Below are 18,081 nucleotides of genomic sequence, written 5' to 3'. Positions count from 1 at the left end.
TCCAGATTTCTGACAGATGGGACGCGTGGTGGGTGACCACGTAGACGAGGGGGCGGACGTTGTGACGACGAGCAGGTCGCGGAACAAGGCGGGGACAGGTCTGAAGGTCGAGCGGGTCTGGACGACCGAGGGGGTGCACCCGTACGACGAGGTCACCTGGGAGCGCCGCGACGTCGTGATGACCAACTGGCGGGACGGCTCGATCAACTTCGAGCAGCGCGGGGTGGAGTTCCCCGAGACCTGGAGCGTCAACGCGGCCAACATCGTGACCACCAAGTACTTCCGGGGCGCGGTGGGCACCCCGGAGCGGGAGTGGTCGCTCAAGCAGCTGATCGACCGGGTGGTGACCACCTACCGCACGGCCGGTGAGGAGTACGGCTACTTCGCCAGCCCGGCCGACGCCGAGGTGTTCGCGCACGAGCTGACCTGGATGCTGCTGCACCAGGTGTTCAGCTTCAACTCGCCGGTCTGGTTCAACGTCGGCACGCCGTCGCCGCAGCAGGTCAGCGCCTGCTTCATCCTCGCGGTCGACGACTCGATGGACTCGATCCTGGACTGGTACAAGGAGGAGGGGCTGATCTTCAAGGGCGGCTCCGGCTCCGGGGTGAACCTCTCCCGGATCCGCTCCTCCAAGGAACTGCTCTCCTCCGGCGGCACCGCCTCCGGCCCGGTGAGCTTCATGCGCGGCGCGGACGCCTCCGCCGGCACCATCAAGTCCGGCGGCGCCACCCGGCGCGCGGCCAAGATGGTCATCCTCGACGTGGACCACCCCGACATCGAGGAGTTCGTGGTCACCAAGGCGCGCGAGGAGGACAAGATCCGCGCGCTGCGCGACGCCGGTTTCGACATGGACCTGGGCGGCGCCGACATCGTCAGCGTGCAGTACCAGAACGCCAACAACTCGGTCCGGGTGTCGGACGAGTTCATGACCGCCGTGGAGAACGGCGGCAGCTTCGACCTGCGCGGCCGGCTGGACGGCTCGGTGATCGACACCATCGACGCCAAGAAGCTGTTCCGCACCATCTCCCAGGCCGCCTGGGAGTGCGCCGACCCCGGCCTGCAGTACGACGACACCATCAACGACTGGCACACCTGCCCGGAGACCGGCCGGATCACCGCGTCGAACCCGTGCTCGGAGTACCTGCACCTGGACAACTCCTCGTGCAACCTGGCCTCGCTCAACCTGATGAAGTTCCTCCGCGCCGACGGTGGCTTCGAGGTGGAGAAGTTCGTCAAGTCGGTCGAGCTGGTCATCACCGCGATGGACATCTCGATCTGCTTCGCCGACTTCCCGACCGAGAAGATCGGTGAGACCACCCGCGCCTACCGGCAGCTCGGCATCGGCTACGCCAACCTGGGCGCCCTGCTGATGGCCTCCGGCCTGCCGTACGACTCGGACCAGGGCCGCTCGGTCGCCGCGGCGATCACCTCGCTGATGACCGGCACCGCCTACCGCCGCTCCGCCGAGCTGGCCGGCATCGTCGGCCCGTACGACGGCTACGCCCGCAACGCGGAGCCGCACAAGCGGGTCATGCGCAAGCACGCCGCCGCCAACGACGAGATCAAGCCGGCCGGCACCGTGGCCACCGCCATCCAGCGGGAGGCCACGAAGCAGTGGACGCTGGGCAACAAGGTCGGTGAGAAGAACGGCTGGCGGAACTCGCAGGCCAGCGTGCTCGCCCCGACCGGCACCATCGGCCTGATGATGGACTGCGACACCACCGGCGTCGAGCCCGACCTGGCGCTGGTCAAGTTCAAGAAGCTGGTCGGCGGCGGCTCGATGCAGATCGTCAACCAGACGGTGCCGCGCGCCCTGCGCAGCCTCGGTTACCCCGAGGAGCAGGTCGAGGCGATCGTCGAGCACATCGCCGACCACGGCCACGTGGTGGACGCCCCCGGCCTGAAGCCGGAGCACTACCCGGTCTTCGACTGCGCCATGGGCGAGCGGTCGATCGCCCCGATGGGGCACGTGCGGATGATGGCGGCGGTCCAGCCGTTCATCTCCGGCGCGATCTCCAAGACGGTCAACATGCCCGAGCAGGCCACCGTCGAGGACGTCGAGAAGATCTACTTCGAGGGCTGGAAGCTCGGCCTCAAGGCCCTGGCGATCTACCGGGACAACTGCAAGGTCGGCCAGCCGCTGTCCGCGGCCAAGCCGAACAAGGCCACCACCGAGGCTCCGGCCGAGGTGGAGAAGGTGGTCGAGAAGGTCGTCGAGTACCGCCCGGTGCGCAAGCGGCTGCCGAAGAAGCGCCCGTCCCAGACGGTCAGCTTCTCCGTCGGCGGCGCCGAGGGCTACCTCACCGCGTCGTCCTACCCGGACGACGGCCTCGGCGAGGTCTTCCTCAAGATGTCGAAGCAGGGCTCGACCCTCGCCGGGGTGATGGACGCCTTCTCGGTGGCCATCTCCATCGGCCTCCAGTACGGCGTGCCGCTGGAGACGTACGTCAGCAAGTTCACCAACATGCGCTTCGAGCCGGCCGGCATGACCGACGACCCGGACGTGCGGATGGCCGCTTCGGTGATGGACTACATCTTCCGTCGGCTCGCGCTGGACTTCCTGCCGTACGAGCGGCGCGCGGAGCTGGGCATCTTCACCGCCAAGGAGCGGGCTGCCCAGCTGCGGGCCGAGGCGGAGGCGGAGAGCGGCGCGGACCTCGCCGCGATGGCCGCCTCCGCCCCGGTCGAGACCAAGCCGGAGGAGCCGAAGACCGGCCCGGTGGCCCAGCCGGCGCAGGAGGTCGCCGAGGTCGCCGCCGCCAAGCCGGCGCCGTCGGTGGGTTCCAGCACCGAGCTGCTGGAGGCCGTGATCGGCAAGGCCGCCGACGCGCCGCTCTGCTTCACCTGCGGTACGAAGATGCGCCCGGCCGGTAGCTGCTACGTCTGCGAGGGCTGCGGCTCCACCAGCGGCTGCAGCTGACGAACCACCGCGACGAGCCCCGGGCGTCCCCACGCCCGGGGCTCGTCCGTTCCTCCGCGCGCGATGCGGGATGTCGCGGCCTCAACGCCCTGGGGGAGTCCAGCACGGCGAATCCGGTGTCGACGCCGTCGGCGGGCAGGACAACGTGGGGGTATGCCGGCGATCATCGGGGGATGACCATCGCCGAGACGTACGTGCGGTTCGGAGCCCGCGAGGCGCGGGGCGTGTCGCCCGCGTACGAGCGCCTCTCCCTCGCGGTCTCCCGGGACGACGGGCTGCTCGCCCTCGCCGAGACGCTCCCGCCGGCCAAGCGGCAGCCGAACCTGCTCTTCGGTGTGGTGCGGCTGCTCGGCGGGCCGGTGCACGACCCGGCAGCGTTCCACGACTTCACCTTGGCCAACTGGCCGGCGATCGAGGCGGAGCTGCGCAGCCGGGCCGTGCAGACGAACGAGCCGGGGCGCTGTGCCGTACTGCTGCCGGTGCTCGCCGCCCTGCCGCAGCCGCTCGCGCTGATCGAGGTGGGCGCCTCTGCCGGGCTCTGCCTCTATCCCGACCGGTACGCCTACCGCTACGGCGACCGGCTGCTCGGCCGGGGCGGGCCGGTCCTCGACTGCGCGCTCACCGGCAGCGCGCCGCCCGAGCGCCGGCCCGAGGTGGTGTGGCGGGCCGGCCTGGACCTGAACCCGCTCGACGTGACCGATCCGGCGGACGTCGCCTGGCTCGACGCGCTCATCTGGCCGGAGCACGAGCACCGCCGGGACCGGCTGCGGGCCGCGGCGGCCGTCGCCGCGGCCGACCCGCCGCTGCTGGTGCGCGGCGACCTGGTGGACGACCTGCCCGCACTGGCCGCGCGGGCGCCGGCCGGCGCGACACTGGTGGTCTTCCACACCTCCGTGCTCTACCAGGTGCCGGCGCCGCGCCGGGCGGCGTTCGCCGAGGCGGTACGCGCCCTGCCCGGCCACTGGATCGCCAACGAGGCGCCGGACGTGCTGCCGTACGACGCGCTCCCGGAGCCGCCGGGCGACGCCCATCACAACGTGCTGGCGCTGGACGGGACGCCGCTGGCCTGGACCCGCGGGCACGGCCAGGCGATGACCTGGTTCGGTTAGCGTGCCCGCTCGTGGCAGAGCAGCACCACGCCGTTGCCGAAGGTGCGGGTGCCGACCAGCCGCAGCGGGCGCCGTTCGCCGGAGGTGGGGAAGAGCTGCCGGCCCCGGCCGAGGATGACCGGGTGGACGTAGATCCGCCACTCGTCGACCAGGTCGTGTTCGAGGAAGGTGGCGATGAGGTCCGCCCCGCCGAGGACGAGATCGCCGCCCGGCTCGGCCTGGAGCTTGCGTACCTCGTCGGGGACGACCTCCCGGACGATGGTGGTGCCCCAGTCGGCCCGCTCGAGGGTCCGCGAGTAGACCACCTTGGGCATGTCCCGCCAGATCCCGGCGAACTCCTTCATCGGTTCGCTGCTCGCCGGATCCTGGTCGGCCGTGGGCCAGAAGGCGGCCATCAGCTCGTAGGTCCGCCGCCCGTCGAGGAACCCGCCCATGGTGCGCAGTTCGGCGTTGAAGTGGCGGTGCAGCTCCTCGTCGACCATGTGCCAGCTGATGTCCCCGCCCGGGCCCTCGAAGAACCCGTCCAGCGACACGCTCATGTGCACGATGATCTTCCGCATCGTCGGTGCTCCTTCGCGATCGGCTGCCGTCAGCTCACAGCATCCCCGACGGGTCGGACAGCCGCCGGCACGTCGCGCATCCCGCGCAGCGGCGAACAGACCACGAACAGCGACGCGCTCCAGGTGCCGAGCACGCAGATCCACAGCGCGGGCCGCAGCCCGAGCTGGCTGCCCAGCGCGCCGCCGAGCAACGCGCCGAGCGGGATCACCCCGAAGCAGATCCAGAGGAACGCCGCGTTGACCCGGCCGAGCAGCTCGGGTGGGGTGATCCGCTGCCGGTAGGTCATCGAGGCGACGTTGAACAGCACCGCGTTGGCCGAGAACGCGGCCAGCCCGACCCCGTAGAGCAGCACCCCCCACCCGGGCTGGGCCAGCGGCATCAGCAGGTAGAGCGGGCCGGGCGCGGCCATCGCCACCCAGATCACCCGGGCGGACCCGAGCCAGGCGGTCAGCCGCCCGGCCAGCGCGCCGACCACCAGCCCGCCCACCGCGCTGACCGAGAAGACCAGCCCGACCAGCGCGGGGGAGGCGTGCAGCTCGCGCAGCATGAAGACGACCTCGATGGAGCTGGACGCCATCACGAAGAAGTTGGACGTGGTGGTGCAGGCCAGGATGGCCAGCAGGATCCGCTGCCGGCGGATGAAGCCGAGCCCGCCGGTCAGCTCCGCGCGCAGCGGCCCTCGCTCGCGCCCGGACCGGACGGCGGGGCGGCGCCGGACCAGCAGCAACGTCACCGCACTCACCAGGAAGGTCGCCCCGGTGGCCAGGAAGGTCGTCGCGGCGCCGACCAGCCCGACCAGCACCCCGCCGATCGTCGGCCCGACCAGCTCGGCCGAGTCCTGGCTGATGGTGAGCTTCGCGTTGGCGTCCAGCAACTGCTCGGCCGGCACCAGCGCCGGCAGCACGCTCTTGTACGCCACGGTGAACAAGACGGTGAGCACGCCGGCGAGGCCGACCACGGCGTACAGGAAGGGCAGGCTGAGCCGGCCGACCAGGGCGACCACCGGCACCGACAGCAGCAGCACGGCCCGGCCCAGGTCGCAGGCGACCATCAGCCGGCGCTGGTCGACCCGGTCGGCGATGATCCCCGCCGGCAGCGAGAAGAGCAGGTACGGCAGCCAGGCCAGGAAGGTCAGCAGGGAGACCTGGAAGACGCTGGCGCCGAGGGTGCCCGCGGCGAGCAGCGGCACCGCCACGTTGGAGATCCGGGTGCCGAGTTCGGCGACCGTCTGGCCGCCCCCGAGCAGGCCGAAGTCCCGGCTGCGCCACAGCGGTGCCGGGGTGGCCGCCTCGGCGGACGGCAGCAGTCGCTGCGTCACGTCCCTGCCCCCCGGGTCAGCCGGCGTGCGGCGGCCGGGGCGGAGTCGGTCTGGACGCAGCGGTGCGGCACCGCGCCAGCCTGCCGGCCCACCCCGGCCCGTGCCAGCCATTTCCGGGCCGGCGGTGGCGCCGGTGGCCCGCGCGCCGGCCGCCGGGCGGTCAGATCCAGCCGCGCCGGGTGGCCTCGACGCCGGCCTGGAACCGGCTGCTCGCCTGCAACCGTTCGGTGAGCGCGTTCATCAGCCGCTGCACGCTGCGCGCGGAGATGCCCAGCTGCCGGGCCGCCGACTCGTCGGTGTGCCCGTCGGCGAACAGGTGCAGCAACGCCTTCTCCTGCGGGGTCAGTGCCCCGGACCGGGCGCCGGGCACCTCCCCGAACGGGCTGCCCTGCTGCCAGACCTGTTCGAAGAGCGCGAGCAACCCGGCGACCAGACCGGGGCTGCGCAGCTCCAGGGCGCCCAGGCGGGGCTCCCGCGGGTCGATCGGGGTCAGCGCGATGCTCCGGTCGACGATGATCAGCCGCATCGGCAGGGTCGGCACCGTGCGCGACTCGCTGCCCAGCGCGGCCATCCGCCGGGCGTGGGCCAGGGTGGCCGGGTCGTTGCGGAAGCTGTCCTGGTAGACGTTGCGGATCCGGACGCCGCGGTCCAGGGCGGCGGCGTTGAGGGGCGCCTCGGAATGCCGGGTGTCGGCGGGCTGGGCGCCGCCCGGGCTGAACGAGAGGCACTCGGTGGTGGCGCCGCCGGCCAGCTCGGCCAGCCGGTCGCGGACCGCGTCGATCCCCTCCAGCCGGAGCACCACCTCGTGCTGCTCGTGCGTCACCGCGATGTCCGCGATGGCGGCGCGCACCGCCTCGATCTGCTGCTGCCGTACGGCGATGTCGGCCTCGACCCGGGCCAGCAGCGCGGCGAGCCCGGTCTGCGGCCGCACCGCGCGGGCCGCGCCGCCGGTGCCGTCCAACCGGACGAGCGCCAGATCGGCGAGCACGTCGAGCGCGGCGTGCACCTGCGCCGGGTCGAGATCCAGGTGGGCGGCGAGACCGGCCACGTCGAGGGTGGGATGCGCGAGCATCGCCCGGTAGACCGATTCATTGACAGTGGACAAACCCAGCGCTTCCAGCACCGAAACCTCCCCGTTGGTTCGATGGGGACGAGTGTAGATGTGGCGCGGCCTTTTCCGCTGTCCCGTGGCGGCGGTTGCGACTTCTCGCCAGGCAGGGTCTGGCCAGCCCCAAGACGGTGACAGCGCCCCGCGGGAGCGGCACGCTTGTCCCAACGCCGGTGAGCAATCACCGAATACGCGTCGAGGTGCCATCTTCCGCCATTATCCGAAAGGGACCAGTCATGTCCGCGTGCCGCTCTCTGTCCACCCGACTGTTCGTTCCGGTGCTGCTCGTCGCGGTGTTGACGGCCATCGCCGCGGCCCTCGGCATCGAGGTCACCACGGGTCAGCTCGCCGAGGGTTTCGGCTGGACGCCGCCGCTTCCGGCGCCGAACCAGGCGTGATCGCCGCCGTGGTCCGGATAGCCCCACTGGGCGGGGATCCGCGATATCCCGAACCGGAGCTGAACGGCCTGCTGTCGGCGCGGGCGCGTCTGGACGATCGGATTAACCATTTCCGAATTCGGGCCGGGCCGTCCGGATTCGACATTCTCGCATTCGTCGCCACCGACCGGCCGTCGTTGGCGTACGCAATTCTGCGTCGGGCGGTTCAGTGCTGCCTCGCGGATGATCCGCGGCTCGACCTCTGGCGCATCGTCTGATTTCCGTTTTTCCAGTCCCGGGAAAGGACACCGTACGTGAGAAGTCTGCTCCGGATGGCCGGTCTGGCCGCCGCCGTGACCACCGCCCTGGCGGCGACCGTCGTCGCCGCGCCGACGACCGCCCTGGCCGCCCCCAGCACCCCCGCCTTCGGCTCCCGGATCGACGGTTACGCCGCCTACGACGGCCAGGACACCTGCGACCCCACGGCTAAGCCGGGCGTGGTCGGCTTCAAAGACCTGCTCAACGCGACCTACGGCTCCCACACCTGGGGCATCGGCCGGGACTGCGGCAGCGGCGGGACCAGTGAACACAAGGAGGGCCGGGCCCTCGACTACCACTTCAACTACTACGACGCCGGGCAGCGGGCGGACGCCACAGATCTGCTCAACTGGCTGCTCGCCACCGATTCGTACGGCAACCGGCACGCGATGGCGCGCCGGCTCGGCATGATGTACATCATCTGGAACAACAAGATCTGGAAGGCGTACGAGCCCTCGGCCGGCTGGCAGACCTACAGCGGTGCCAACCCGCACACCGACCACATCCACTTCAGCTTCAGCTGGGCCGGCGCGCAGAAGCGGACGAGCTGGTGGTCGGCGGATCACGTGGCCGGGAACGCCTCCGTCTACGGCGTGCTGCCGGACGGCCGGATGACCTACTCCGTGATCGACGCGGGCACCGGGGACCGCACCTTCGGGCCGGTCATCTCCACCGCCACCCTGGGCTTCACGCCGAAGGCGATGGCCACGATGAACTTCAACACGATCCTGGTCACCTCCACCGCCGGCAAGCTCTACCGGGTCGACGTCCGTACCAACAACGAGTCCCTCACCTTCGACGCGCCCGTCGAGATCGGCTCGAAGGGCTGGACCAGCGACCTGCTCGCCTACGACGGGGCCGGCAACCTGTTCGGCATCGCCGACGGCCAGCTGCGCCGCTACGGCGTCACCGTGGGAACCCACTCCGTGACCATCAACACCAACACCCTGATCGGCAGCGGCTTCACGCTGAACACCCTGACCGCGACCGGGACCAACTGGATCCTGGGCACCACCAGCGCGGGCACCCTCCGGTCCTACAAGATCAACGGGCCGGACGACTGGAACCCGGCGACGCTCGACGCCGACGGCTGGGGCTTCACCCACCTGATGTCGCCGGGCGGCGGCATCTACTTCGGCCGCACCTCCTCCGGCGGCATGTACCACTACCACGACGTCAACCCGTACGACCTGGACGGCAGTGACGTCCAGTACCACCTGAGCGACCCGGTCGACGCGTCCGGCTGGACCCAGGTGCTGCTCTCCACGCAGCCGAGGACGGTCAGCTGACCCGTACGACGGTCACCCCGCCTGCCGCGACCACCCCGGTCGCGGCAGGCGGCCGTCGTGCGCCTGCCCGTACGGCGTCGGGGCCGGGATCGGTCTCGACGCGGCGGTAGGGCACCCGGCCAGCCTGCCGGCGCGGCTCGCCCGGTGCCACCCCATTCCGCCCGGGCGGTACGGTCGGCGGGCCGCGCGCCGCGGCGCTGACGGGAGGTCCGCACGTGTCCATCGCCCTGTTCACCCTCGGCGGCACCATCGCGATGGGCGGGCACGACCCGGGGCGGGCGGGGGTGGTCACCCGGCTGACCGGCGCGGACCTCGTCGCCGCGGTGCCCGGGCTCGGCGACCTCGACGCGCCGCTGGACGTACGGGACGCCCTCGCGGTGCCCAGCGCCCACCTGACGTACCGCCAGCTGCTCGACGTGGTCGACGCCGCCGGCCGGGCGGTGACCGCGGGCGCCACCGGCGCGGTGGTCACCCAGGGCACGGACACGCTGGAGGAGTCGGCGTTCCTGGCCGACCTGGTCTGGCCGCACGACGCGCCACTGGTGTTCACCGGGGCGATGCGCAACCCGACCCTGGCCGGCCCGGACGGCCCGGCGAACCTGCTGGCCGCGGCCCGGGTGGCGGCCGCCCCGGCGGCCCGCGGCCTGGGCGTGCTGGTCGCCTTCAACGACGAGGTCCACGCCGCCCGCTGGGTACGCAAGACGCACAGCACCAGCACGGCCACCTTCGCCTCGCCGAACACGGGCCCGCTCGGGCACGTGATCGAGGGGCGGGTACGCGTGCTGCTCCGGCCGGAGCGGCCGGCGCCGCTGCCGCCGGTCGACCCGGCCCGGCTGGCCGACACCCGGGTCGCCCTGCACACGGTGACCCTGGACGACGACGGGCTGCTCGTCGACCGGGTCGCCGACACCCACCACGGGCTGGTCGTCGCCGGCTTCGGCGTGGGGCACGTCCCCGCCACGCTGGCCCCGGTGCTCGGCGCCCTGGCCGACCGGATCCCGGTGGTGCTCACCTCCCGCTGCGGCGCCGGGTCGGTGCTGCGGAACACCTACGGCGCGGTCGGCTCGGAGACCGACCTGCGCCGGCGCGGGCTGCTGGACGGCGGTCTGCTCGACCCGTACAAGGCGAAGGTGCTGCTCCGGCTGCTGCTCGCGGCGGGTGCGAGCCGGGGCACCATCACCGGCGCCCTGGCCCGGCACGGCTGAACCGCGCTCCGGCCCGCCGCCGCTGCGCCGCGACGCTCCGGTCCGGCACGCTGAGCCGCGCTCCGGCCCGGCGCGGCTGAGCCGCGATGCGGCCCGGCGGTTGAGTCGCGCGCTCCGGTCCGGCTGAGCCGCCGCCCTAGTCCGGGCGGATGGGTCGCCGCCCTGGTCCGGGGCGGCCGGGTCGTCTCCCTAGACTGCCCCGGTGAGCGGAGAGCGACGACCGTTGGCGGACCGGCCGCTGACCGAGCCGCACCCGTCCCGGCTGCCGCCCGGGCACCCCGACCGGGACCGGATCCTCGCCGCGCACGCCGCCGCGCTGGCCGCCGGGGAGGCCGGCTACCTCGACCCGGGCACCGGTCTCTTCGTGCTCAGCGCGGGCTTCCTGGCCCGCCGGGGCACCTGCTGCGGCCGCGGCTGCCGGCACTGCCCGTACGTGGCCGATTGAGGGCTTCCGCCGGGACCGGGTGAGCCCGTACGGTGTCCGGCGGACACGTCGGGGTGGACAGCGGAGGAGTGATCGTGCACGGGCGGAGCGTGGTCGCCGGCGTGGCCGTGCTACTGGTGGCGGGCTGCGCGGCGGAGGCCGAACCGGTGGCGGTGCCGCCGCCGGCGCCGATTTCGATCGACGTGCCGGCGGCCTCGTCCGGCGGCGCGTGCCGGCTGCTCGACTTCGCCGTGATCGAGGAGCACGCCCAGGTCCGTTTCGACGTGGCGGCGGCCAGCGATCGGGGCGACAGCCACACCTGCGTGGTGCGCTCCGGAACGGCGAGCCTGCCCGAGCTGACCCTGACCGTGACCGAGACGTCCATCGACCCGACCACGTTCACCGAGGACGTGGTGCCGGCGAAGGCGACCAAGGTCACCGGGCTCGGCCAGCGGGCGTACCGGCGCACCGGTGCCGCGGGCGGCGGTCACGGCCCGGTGGCCGAGGTGGGCTGGCTGGCCGGCGGGGGGCGGCTGGCCACGCTGCACTGGACCAGCCCGAAGGGCACCGACCGGGGTGCGGTGGACGACCTCGTCGCCGCGCTGGTCGACCTGGCGAAGAAGGTCGACACCGGGGCTCTGTGACGGCGGCGGGCACCGTCAGCCGGCCGGTCGGTGGCCGCCGCAGGAGCGAGGGCCGGCCGGCCCGGGAGCGGGACCGGTCAGCCGGCCGCGACGAAGACCCGCGAGGCGACCTCGCGGGGCAGCCGGATCCGGCCGCCGTCACGGTCGATGGAGACCCCGTCGCGCTCCTGCGCCACGGTCACCCGGGCACCCGGGTCGACACCGGCGGCGTGCAGCTGGCGCAGCACGTCGGCGTTGGTCTGCACGCTCTCGCAGATCCGCCGCACCACCACCGGCCCGGACAGGCCGGGGAACGCCAGGTTGCGCTCACCCTCGGCCACCTCGGCGGTCTGCGGCTCGGGGGAGCCCAGCTCCTCCAGCCCGGGGATGGGGTTGCCGTACGGCGAGCGGGTGGGCCGGTTGAGCAGGTCGTAGACCCGCTTCTCGACCGCGTCGCTCATCACGTGCTCCCACCGGCAGGCCTCCTCGTGGGCCTCCTCGTAGGGCATCCCGATCACGTTGACGAGCAGCAGCTCGGCCAGCCGGTGCTTGCGCATCACCGAGACCGCGGTGGCCCGGCCCTGCGCGGTGAGCGTCAGGTGCCGGTCGCCCTCGACCGTGAGCAGGCCGTCGCGCTCCATCCGGGCGACGGTCTGGCTGACGGTGGGGCCGCTCTGCCGCAGCCGTTCGGCGATCCGGGCGCGCAGCGGCGGCACCCCCTCCTCCTCGAGTTCGAGGATGGTGCGCAGGTACATCTCGGTCGTATCGACCAGGTCGTGAGACTTCATATCGTCAGCGGCCCTCCGGTGGTCGATGCTACCTCGGACGTCCGACGATTGACCGCCGCCGAACCGGTGGCGGCAGCCCCGATGGTGTTGACTGGACGCCATGTCCGGTACCGATGATCTTCTGGTCGAACCCGACCGGCTCGCCGCCGAGCTCGACCGCGCCGACCCGCCCACCGTGCTCGACGTCCGCTGGCGGCTCACCGGCCCGCCCGGCCGGGACGACTACGCGGCCGGCCACCTGCCCGGCGCGGTCTTCGTCGACCTGGACACCGACCTCTGCGGGCCGCCCGGCGCCGCCGGCCGGCACCCGCTGCCCGACCCGGCCGCGTTGCAGGCGGCGCTGCGGGCCGCCGGCGTCCGCGCCGGTCACCCCGTGGTGGTGTACGACGGCGGCGACGGCATGGCCGCCGCGCGGGCCTGGTGGACGCTGCGCTGGGCCGGCCACCGCGCGGTGCGGCTGCTGCACGGCGGCTTCCCGGCCTGGCTGGCGGCCGGGCTGCCCACCTCGACCGAGGTGCCCGAGCCCCGCCCCGGCGACGTCACCGTCCGGCCGGGCGAACTGCCGGTGCTCGACGCGGGCGCGGCGGCCCGGCTCGCGGCCGGCGACGGCGTGCTGCTGGACGTGCGGACCGCCCCCCGCTACCGGGGCGAGACGGAGCCGATCGACCCGGTGGCCGGGCACGTGCCGGGCGCGGCCAACCTGCCGGCGGCCGAGTACGTCGGTCCGGACGGGCGGTTCCCGGCCGCCGACGCGCTGCGCGACCGGTTCGCCGCCGCCGGGGTCGGCGCGGACCGCCCGGTCGGGGCGTACTGCGGCTCGGGGGTGACCGCCGCCCAGGCGGTGCTCGCCCTGCACCTGGCCGGCCGCCCGGACGCCGCGCTCTACGTCGGCTCGTGGAGCAACTGGGTCGCCGACCCCTCCCGGCCGGTGGCCACCGGGGCGACACCCGACGCGTGAGCAGCGCGTGCGCGGGGTCACTCCGGGACGCGTGCGACGATGAGCCCATGTCCGACGACACGGTGGTGGTGTGGGACGAGTCGCTGCTCGCCTACGACATGGGTGACCACCCGCTGGACCCGGTGCGGGTGGAGCTGACCATGGCGCTCGCCCGCGAGCTGGGCGTCCTGCGCCGGCCGGGGGTGCGGCTGGTCAAGCCGGAGCCGGCCGACGAGGCGCTGCTGACCCGGGTGCACGACCCGCGCTACCTGGACGCGGTGCGGGTCGCGCCGAGCGATCCGCTCTTCGCCGGGTTCGGGCTGGGCACCTCGGACAATCCGGTCTTCCAAGGGATGCACGAGTCCAGCGCGCTGGTCGCCGGCGCCAGCGTGGCCGCCGCCGAGGCGGTCTGGCGGGGCGAGGCCCGCCGCGCGGTCAACGTGGCCGGCGGCCTGCACCACGCGATGCCGGCCCGGGCCGCCGGCTTCTGCGTCTACAACGACCCGGCGGTGGCCATCGCCCGCCTGCTCGACCTGGGCGCCGAGCGGATCGCCTACGTCGACGTGGACGTGCACCACGGCGACGGGGTGCAGCAGATCTTCTGGGACGACCCGCGGGTGCTCACGGTCAGCCTGCACGAGACCCCGCTCGCGCTCTTCCCCGGCACCGGGTTCCCGGACGAGACCGGCGGCCCGGAGGCGGTGGGGACGGCGGTCAACGTGCCGCTGCCGCCGGGCGTCGGCGACGCCGGCTGGCAGCGCGCGTTCCACGCGATCGTGCCCTCGGTGCTGCGCGCGTTCCGGCCGCAGTTGCTGGTCACCCAGTGCGGCGCGGACGGGCACCGGCTCGACCCGCTGGCCGACCTGCACCTGTCGGTGGACGGGCAGCGCGCCACCTACCTGGCCCTGCGGGCGCTCGCCGACGAACTCTGCGACGGCCGCTGGGTGGCCACCGGCGGCGGCGGGTACGCGCTGGTCGAGGTGGTGCCCCGGGCGTGGACGCACCTGCTGGCGGTCGCCACCGGCGAGCCGGTCGACCCGGCCACGCTCACCCCGCCGGCCTGGCGGGAACTGGCCGCCGCGCGCCGTCCCGGCCACCAGGTGCCGCTGCGGATGACCGACGACGTCGACCCGGCGTACGAGCCGTGGCAGCCGACCGGGGAGCCGAACGCGGTGGACCGGGCCATCGCGGCCACCCGCAAGGCGGTCTTCCCGCTGTTCGGGCTCGACCCGCACGACCCCCGTGACTGAACCCCCGGCCGGGCCGGTGGCGACCGCGCCGCAACCGGTGGACGTGCTGCTCAGCGACGGCACCACCGTCCAGCTGCGACAGATCGGGCCGGCGGACGCCCCGGGCATCGTGGCCATGCACTCCCGGTTCTCCGAGCGCACCCGCTACCTGCGCTACTTCTCGCCGTACCCGCGGATCCCGGAACGCGACCTGCAGCGCTTCGTCAACGTCGACCACCGCGACCGGGAGGCGTTCGTGGTGCTGGCCGGCGACCGGATCGTCGCCGTGGGGCGCTACGAGCGGCTCGGCCCGGAGGCGCCCGAGGCCGAGGTCGCCTTCGTGGTCGAGGACGCCTACCAGGGCCGGGGGATCGGCTCGGTGCTGCTGGAGCACCTGGCCGACGCGGCCCGCCGGGTCGGCATCGTCAACTTCGTCGCCGAGGTGCTGCCGGCCAACGGCGCGATGCTGCGGGTCTTCGCCGACTTCGGCTACCAGGTCCAGCGCGAGTTCGCCGACGGCGTGGTGCACCTGAGCTTCCCGATCGCGCCCACCGAGGCGACGCTGGAGGTGCAGCGCGGCCGGGAGCACCGCACCGAGGCCCGGTCCATCGCCCGGCTGCTCGCCCCGCGCGGGGTGGCGGTCTACGGTGCCAGCGCCACCGGGCAGGGCGTCGGCGCGGCGGTGCTGGGGCACCTGCGCGACTCCGGCTTCACCGGCTCGGTGGTGCCGGTGCACCCGAGCGCGGCGACGGTCGCCGGGCTGCCCGCGCACCCGTCGGCGGCCGCGGCCGGCCTGCCGGTGGACCTGGCCGTGGTCGCGGTGCCGCCGGAGGCGGCGCGGACGGTGGTCGCGGACGCGGCCGCCGCCGGGGTGCACGGCCTGGTGGTGATCTCCGCCGGCTTCGCCGAGGCCGGTCCGGAGGGGGCCGCGGCGCAACGGGCCCTGGTCCGCGCCGCGCACGCCGCCGGGATGCGGGTGGTCGGCCCGAACTGCCTCGGCGTCGCCAACACCGATCCGGCGGTACGCCTCAACGCCACCCTCGCCCCCCGGCTGCCGGTGCCCGGCCGGGTGGGCATCTTCAGCCAGTCCGGCGCGTTCGGGGTGGCCCTGCTGGCCGAGGCGGACCGCCGCGGGTTGGGGCTGTCCAGCTTCGTCTCCGCGGGCAACCGGGCCGACGTCTCCGGCAACGACCTGCTCCAGTACTGGCAGGACGACCCGGGCACCGACGTGATCATGCTGTACCTGGAGACCTTCGGCAATCCGCGCAAGTTCGCCCGGCTGGCCCGCCGGATCGGCCGGGACAAGCCGGTGGTGGCGCTCGCCTCGCCGGCCCGCCCGCCGGGCGTCGGCGACTCCGTCGGCCCCGACGAGGTGGCGGTGAGCGCGCTGTTCGCCCAGTCCGGCGTGATCCGGGTGGACACCGTGGCCGAACTGCTCGACGTCGGGGTGCTGCTGGCCAACCAGCCGCTGCCGGCCGGCCGGCGGGTCGGCGTGGTGGGTAACTCCTCGGCGCTGACCGGGCTGGCCGCCACCGCCTGCGCCGCCCAGGGGCTGACCGTCGCCGCCGGCGGCGTCCGGGACGTCGGGCCGCGCGCCGGGGCCGCCGAGTTCGCCGCCGCGCTGGTCGAGACCGCCGCCGACGACCGGGTGGACGCGCTGGTGGCGGTCTTCGCGCCGCCGCTGCCCGGCCAGCTCCCCGACGCCGAGGCGGACTTCTCCGCCGCGCTGCCCAACGCGCTCGCGCCCGGCAAGCCGACAGTGGCCACGTTCCTGGTCGGCCGGGCGCCGGCCGGGGTGCCGGCGTACCCGAGCGTGGAGGAGGCGGTCCGCGCCCTGGCCCGGGTCGCCGCGTACGCCGACTGGCTGCGCCGACCGCCCGGGGCGGTGCCGGAGCTGCCCGGCGTCGACCGGGCTGCGGCGCAGGCGGCGCTGCGCCCGGAGGCCACCGACCCGGCGGGCCTGCTCGCCGCGTACGGCATCGAGGTGGTCGAGTCGGTGCCCGCGCGCTCGTCCGACGAGGTGGTGGCCGCGGCGGACCGGCTCGGCTACCCGGTGGCGCTGAAGGCGGCCGCCCCCGGGCTGCGGCACCGGCTCGACCTGGGCGCGGTCCGGCTCGACCTGCCCGACCCGGCGACCCTGCGCCGCGCGTACGCCGAGATGTCCCCGGTCTTCGGCGCGGACGTGCTGGTCCAGCCGATGGTCCCGCCCGGCGTGGCCTGCGTGGTCGAGCTGGTGGAGGACCCGGCGTTCGGGCCGGTGGTCGGCTTCGGCCTCGGCGGCGTCGCGACCGAGCTGCTCGGCGACCGGGCCTGGCGGGCCGTCCCGCTGACCGACCTGGACGCCGCCGAGCTGGTCGACGAGCCGCGCGCGGCGCCGCTGCTGCGCGGGCACCGGGGCGCCGCGCCGGTGGACCGGGCGGCCCTGGCCGAGCTGCTGCTGCGGGTCGGCCGGCTCGCCGACGAGCAGCCCCGGGTCCGTTCCCTCACCCTGAACCCGGTGCTGGTGCGGCCGGACGGCCTCTCGGTGCTGCACGCCGCCGTGCGCACCGGCTCCGCGGCCGACCGGCCGGACACCGGCCCGCGCCGGCTGTAGCGCCTCAGGCCCGGTCGGAGATCTGCTGGACGGCCCAGGAGTTGCCGTCCGGGTCGGTGAAGAAGACGAAGCCGACGTTGTCCAGCGGGTCCGGCATCGGGCGCGGGTTCTCGCCCAGCACCTGGATCTCGCTGACCTCGACGCCCCGCTCGACCAGCTGGGCCCGGGCCTTGTGCAGGTCGGGCACCACCAGCTGGAGGCCCTTGAGCGAGCCCGGCGGCATCTCCGGCACGGCGCCCTTGCCGATCACGATGGAGCAGCCGGAGCCGGGCGGGGTCAGCTGCACGATCCGCGCGTCGTCGCCGACCACCGTGTCGTGGTCGACGGTGAAGCCGAGCTGGTCGGCGTAGAACGCCTTGGCCCGGTCCACGTCGGAGACCGGCACGATCACCACTTCCAGGGTCCAGTTCACGGTGCTCTCCTCACCTCGTCGTCTCGTGCAGCAGCTCGGCGAGCCGCGCGAAGCTCTCACCGACGCCGCGGGTCATCGGGTAACGCAACACCCGGTCGCGTCCCTCGGCAGTGGCGTAGCGCAGCGTGGTGGTGACGGTGGTGCGCCCGACGAGTTCGGTGAACTCGTGGGTGACCAGGGTCTCGCCCGGGTAGGACTGGTCGTCGAAGAGTTCGGTGCAGACCAGCCGGTGCGGTGGTTCGACCGCGCGGTAGACCCCGCCCTGGCCCATCCGCTCGCCGTCCGGGCCCTGCGAGACATAGCGCCAGCGCCCGCCCACCCGCAGGTCCACCTCGCACTCGACCAGCCGCCAGCCGCGCGCGCCGTACCAGCGGACCAGCAGCTCGGGGCGGGTGAAGGCGGCGAAGACGAGGTGCGCCGGGGCGTCGAAGAGCCGGCTCAGCACGATCTCCCGGTCGCCCGGGGTGGCCACCACCAGCGGGTCGGCGGGGCCGGTCACCGGGCCGGGTCCTGTTCCGCGGCGGTCCGGTCGCCGGACCGCACCTCGTCGAGCAGGGCGTCGAGGCGTTGGTAGCTCTCCGCCCAGTAGTCGCGGTAGTTCGCCAGCCAGGCGCTGGCCTCCCGCAGCGGCCCGGCCTCCAACCGGCAGGGCCGCCGCTGGGCGTTCCGGCCCCGGCTGACCAGCCCGGCGCGCTCCAGCACCTTGAGGTGCTTGGAGATGGCCGGCTGGCTCATCGCGAAGGGCGCGGCCAGCTCGGTCACGGTGGCCTCGCCGGCCGCCAGCCGCGCGAGGATGGCCCGCCGGGTGGGGTCGGCGAGCGCGGCGAAGGTCGCGTCCAGCAGTTCGGGAGCCATCGCTCATAACCTCCT

Annotated in this window: 17 protein-coding genes; 10 read left to right on the top strand and 7 right to left on the bottom strand. The window is 74.0% G+C overall.

Features of this window, described 5'->3' with window-relative positions; all coding sequences use genetic code 11:
• The first annotated feature begins 16 nt into the window (after nucleotides 1-16).
• Nucleotides 17-2,920, top strand: coding sequence for a vitamin B12-dependent ribonucleotide reductase (locus tag SM577_RS06490; protein WP_474586483.1), 2,904 nt, complete (start codon nucleotides 17-19; stop codon nucleotides 2,918-2,920).
• Nucleotides 2,921-3,093: 173 nt separating this feature from the next.
• Nucleotides 3,094-4,029: a DUF2332 domain-containing protein gene (locus SM577_RS06485; protein WP_302917597.1), complete on the top strand. Its 936-nt coding sequence runs from the start codon at nucleotides 3,094-3,096 to the stop codon at nucleotides 4,027-4,029.
• Here the strand turns inward: SM577_RS06485 and SM577_RS06480 are convergent.
• The 3 genes from SM577_RS06480 to SM577_RS06470 form a co-directional block, all read right to left on the bottom strand.
• On the bottom strand, nucleotides 4,026-4,589 hold the full coding sequence (locus SM577_RS06480; RefSeq protein ID WP_474580297.1) for a dihydrofolate reductase family protein: 564 nt from the start codon (nucleotides 4,587-4,589) through the stop codon (nucleotides 4,026-4,028). The two genes, SM577_RS06485 and SM577_RS06480, sit on opposite strands and share 4 nt — an antisense overlap.
• A gap of 29 nt (nucleotides 4,590-4,618) precedes the next feature.
• Complete coding sequence (locus tag SM577_RS06475) at nucleotides 4,619-5,908, bottom strand: MFS transporter (protein ID WP_474586482.1); 1,290 nt, start codon at nucleotides 5,906-5,908, stop codon at nucleotides 4,619-4,621.
• A gap of 160 nt (nucleotides 5,909-6,068) precedes the next feature.
• Nucleotides 6,069-7,031, bottom strand: a complete 963-nt coding sequence (locus SM577_RS06470) for a helix-turn-helix transcriptional regulator (protein WP_474586481.1) — start codon at nucleotides 7,029-7,031, stop codon at nucleotides 6,069-6,071.
• 379 nt (nucleotides 7,032-7,410) lie between these two features.
• Between SM577_RS06470 and SM577_RS06465 the strand changes: the two genes are divergently transcribed.
• The 5 genes from SM577_RS06465 (at nucleotide 7,411) to SM577_RS06445 (ending at nucleotide 11,273) form a co-directional block, all read left to right on the top strand.
• Nucleotides 7,411-7,671 carry a hypothetical protein gene (locus SM577_RS06465; RefSeq protein WP_302917593.1) on the top strand — a complete coding sequence of 87 codons (261 nt, stop codon included), beginning with the start codon at nucleotides 7,411-7,413 and terminating at the stop codon, nucleotides 7,669-7,671.
• A gap of 36 nt (nucleotides 7,672-7,707) precedes the next feature.
• Complete coding sequence (locus SM577_RS06460) at nucleotides 7,708-9,000, top strand: VldE C-terminal domain-containing protein (protein WP_302917592.1); 1,293 nt, start codon at nucleotides 7,708-7,710, stop codon at nucleotides 8,998-9,000.
• 215 nt (nucleotides 9,001-9,215) lie between these two features.
• The gene (locus SM577_RS06455) at nucleotides 9,216-10,205 is read left to right on the top strand and encodes an asparaginase (protein WP_474586480.1); all 990 of its coding nucleotides are present in this window, start codon (nucleotides 9,216-9,218) and stop codon (nucleotides 10,203-10,205) included.
• A gap of 202 nt (nucleotides 10,206-10,407) precedes the next feature.
• The gene (locus tag SM577_RS06450) at nucleotides 10,408-10,650 is read left to right on the top strand and encodes a DUF5522 domain-containing protein (protein ID WP_302917590.1); all 243 of its coding nucleotides are present in this window, start codon (nucleotides 10,408-10,410) and stop codon (nucleotides 10,648-10,650) included.
• A gap of 74 nt (nucleotides 10,651-10,724) precedes the next feature.
• Nucleotides 10,725-11,273 carry a hypothetical protein gene (locus SM577_RS06445; protein WP_302917589.1) on the top strand — a complete coding sequence of 183 codons (549 nt, stop codon included), beginning with the start codon at nucleotides 10,725-10,727 and terminating at the stop codon, nucleotides 11,271-11,273.
• Nucleotides 11,274-11,350: 77 nt separating this feature from the next.
• Here the strand turns inward: SM577_RS06445 and SM577_RS06440 are convergent, their stop codons facing one another.
• Nucleotides 11,351-12,040, bottom strand: coding sequence for an iron-dependent transcriptional repressor DtxR (locus SM577_RS06440; RefSeq protein ID WP_302917588.1), 690 nt, complete (start codon nucleotides 12,038-12,040; stop codon nucleotides 11,351-11,353).
• Between the two features lie 100 nt (nucleotides 12,041-12,140).
• On the opposite strand from SM577_RS06440, the gene SM577_RS06435 reads away from it, so the two are divergent.
• From SM577_RS06435 to SM577_RS06425, 3 genes are read left to right on the top strand one after another with little or no spacing between them, the layout of a single operon-like run.
• Entirely contained in the window at nucleotides 12,141-12,998 is an 858-nt protein-coding gene (locus SM577_RS06435; RefSeq protein WP_302917587.1) for a sulfurtransferase, read from the top strand.
• A gap of 47 nt (nucleotides 12,999-13,045) precedes the next feature.
• Nucleotides 13,046-14,227 (top strand): acetoin utilization protein AcuC, encoded by a 1,182-nt coding sequence (locus SM577_RS06430; protein WP_474580292.1) that lies wholly within the window; start codon nucleotides 13,046-13,048, stop codon nucleotides 14,225-14,227.
• A gap of 16 nt (nucleotides 14,228-14,243) precedes the next feature.
• Nucleotides 14,244-16,799, top strand: coding sequence for a bifunctional acetate--CoA ligase family protein/GNAT family N-acetyltransferase (locus SM577_RS06425; protein WP_474586638.1), 2,556 nt, complete (start codon nucleotides 14,244-14,246; stop codon nucleotides 16,797-16,799).
• A gap of 4 nt (nucleotides 16,800-16,803) precedes the next feature.
• On the opposite strand, the gene SM577_RS06420 is transcribed toward SM577_RS06425, so the two are convergent.
• From SM577_RS06420 to SM577_RS06410, 3 genes are read right to left on the bottom strand one after another with little or no spacing between them, the layout of a single operon-like run.
• A complete protein-coding gene (locus SM577_RS06420; protein ID WP_302917585.1) occupies nucleotides 16,804-17,211 on the bottom strand; it encodes a VOC family protein in 408 nt (135 codons plus the stop codon).
• 10 nt (nucleotides 17,212-17,221) lie between these two features.
• Nucleotides 17,222-17,710: an SRPBCC family protein gene (locus tag SM577_RS06415; protein ID WP_302917584.1), complete on the bottom strand. Its 489-nt coding sequence runs from the start codon at nucleotides 17,708-17,710 to the stop codon at nucleotides 17,222-17,224.
• Nucleotides 17,707-18,066, bottom strand: a complete 360-nt coding sequence (locus tag SM577_RS06410; protein WP_302917583.1) for an ArsR/SmtB family transcription factor — start codon at nucleotides 18,064-18,066, stop codon at nucleotides 17,707-17,709. Before SM577_RS06410 ends, SM577_RS06415 begins: the two co-directional genes overlap by 4 nt.
• Nucleotides 18,067-18,081: the final 15 nt, after the last annotated feature.

The organism is Micromonospora desertarenae (assembly GCF_056150265.1).
The sequence above is the reverse complement of the archived record's forward strand: the minus strand, read 5'-3'. Positions and strand labels throughout refer to the sequence as shown.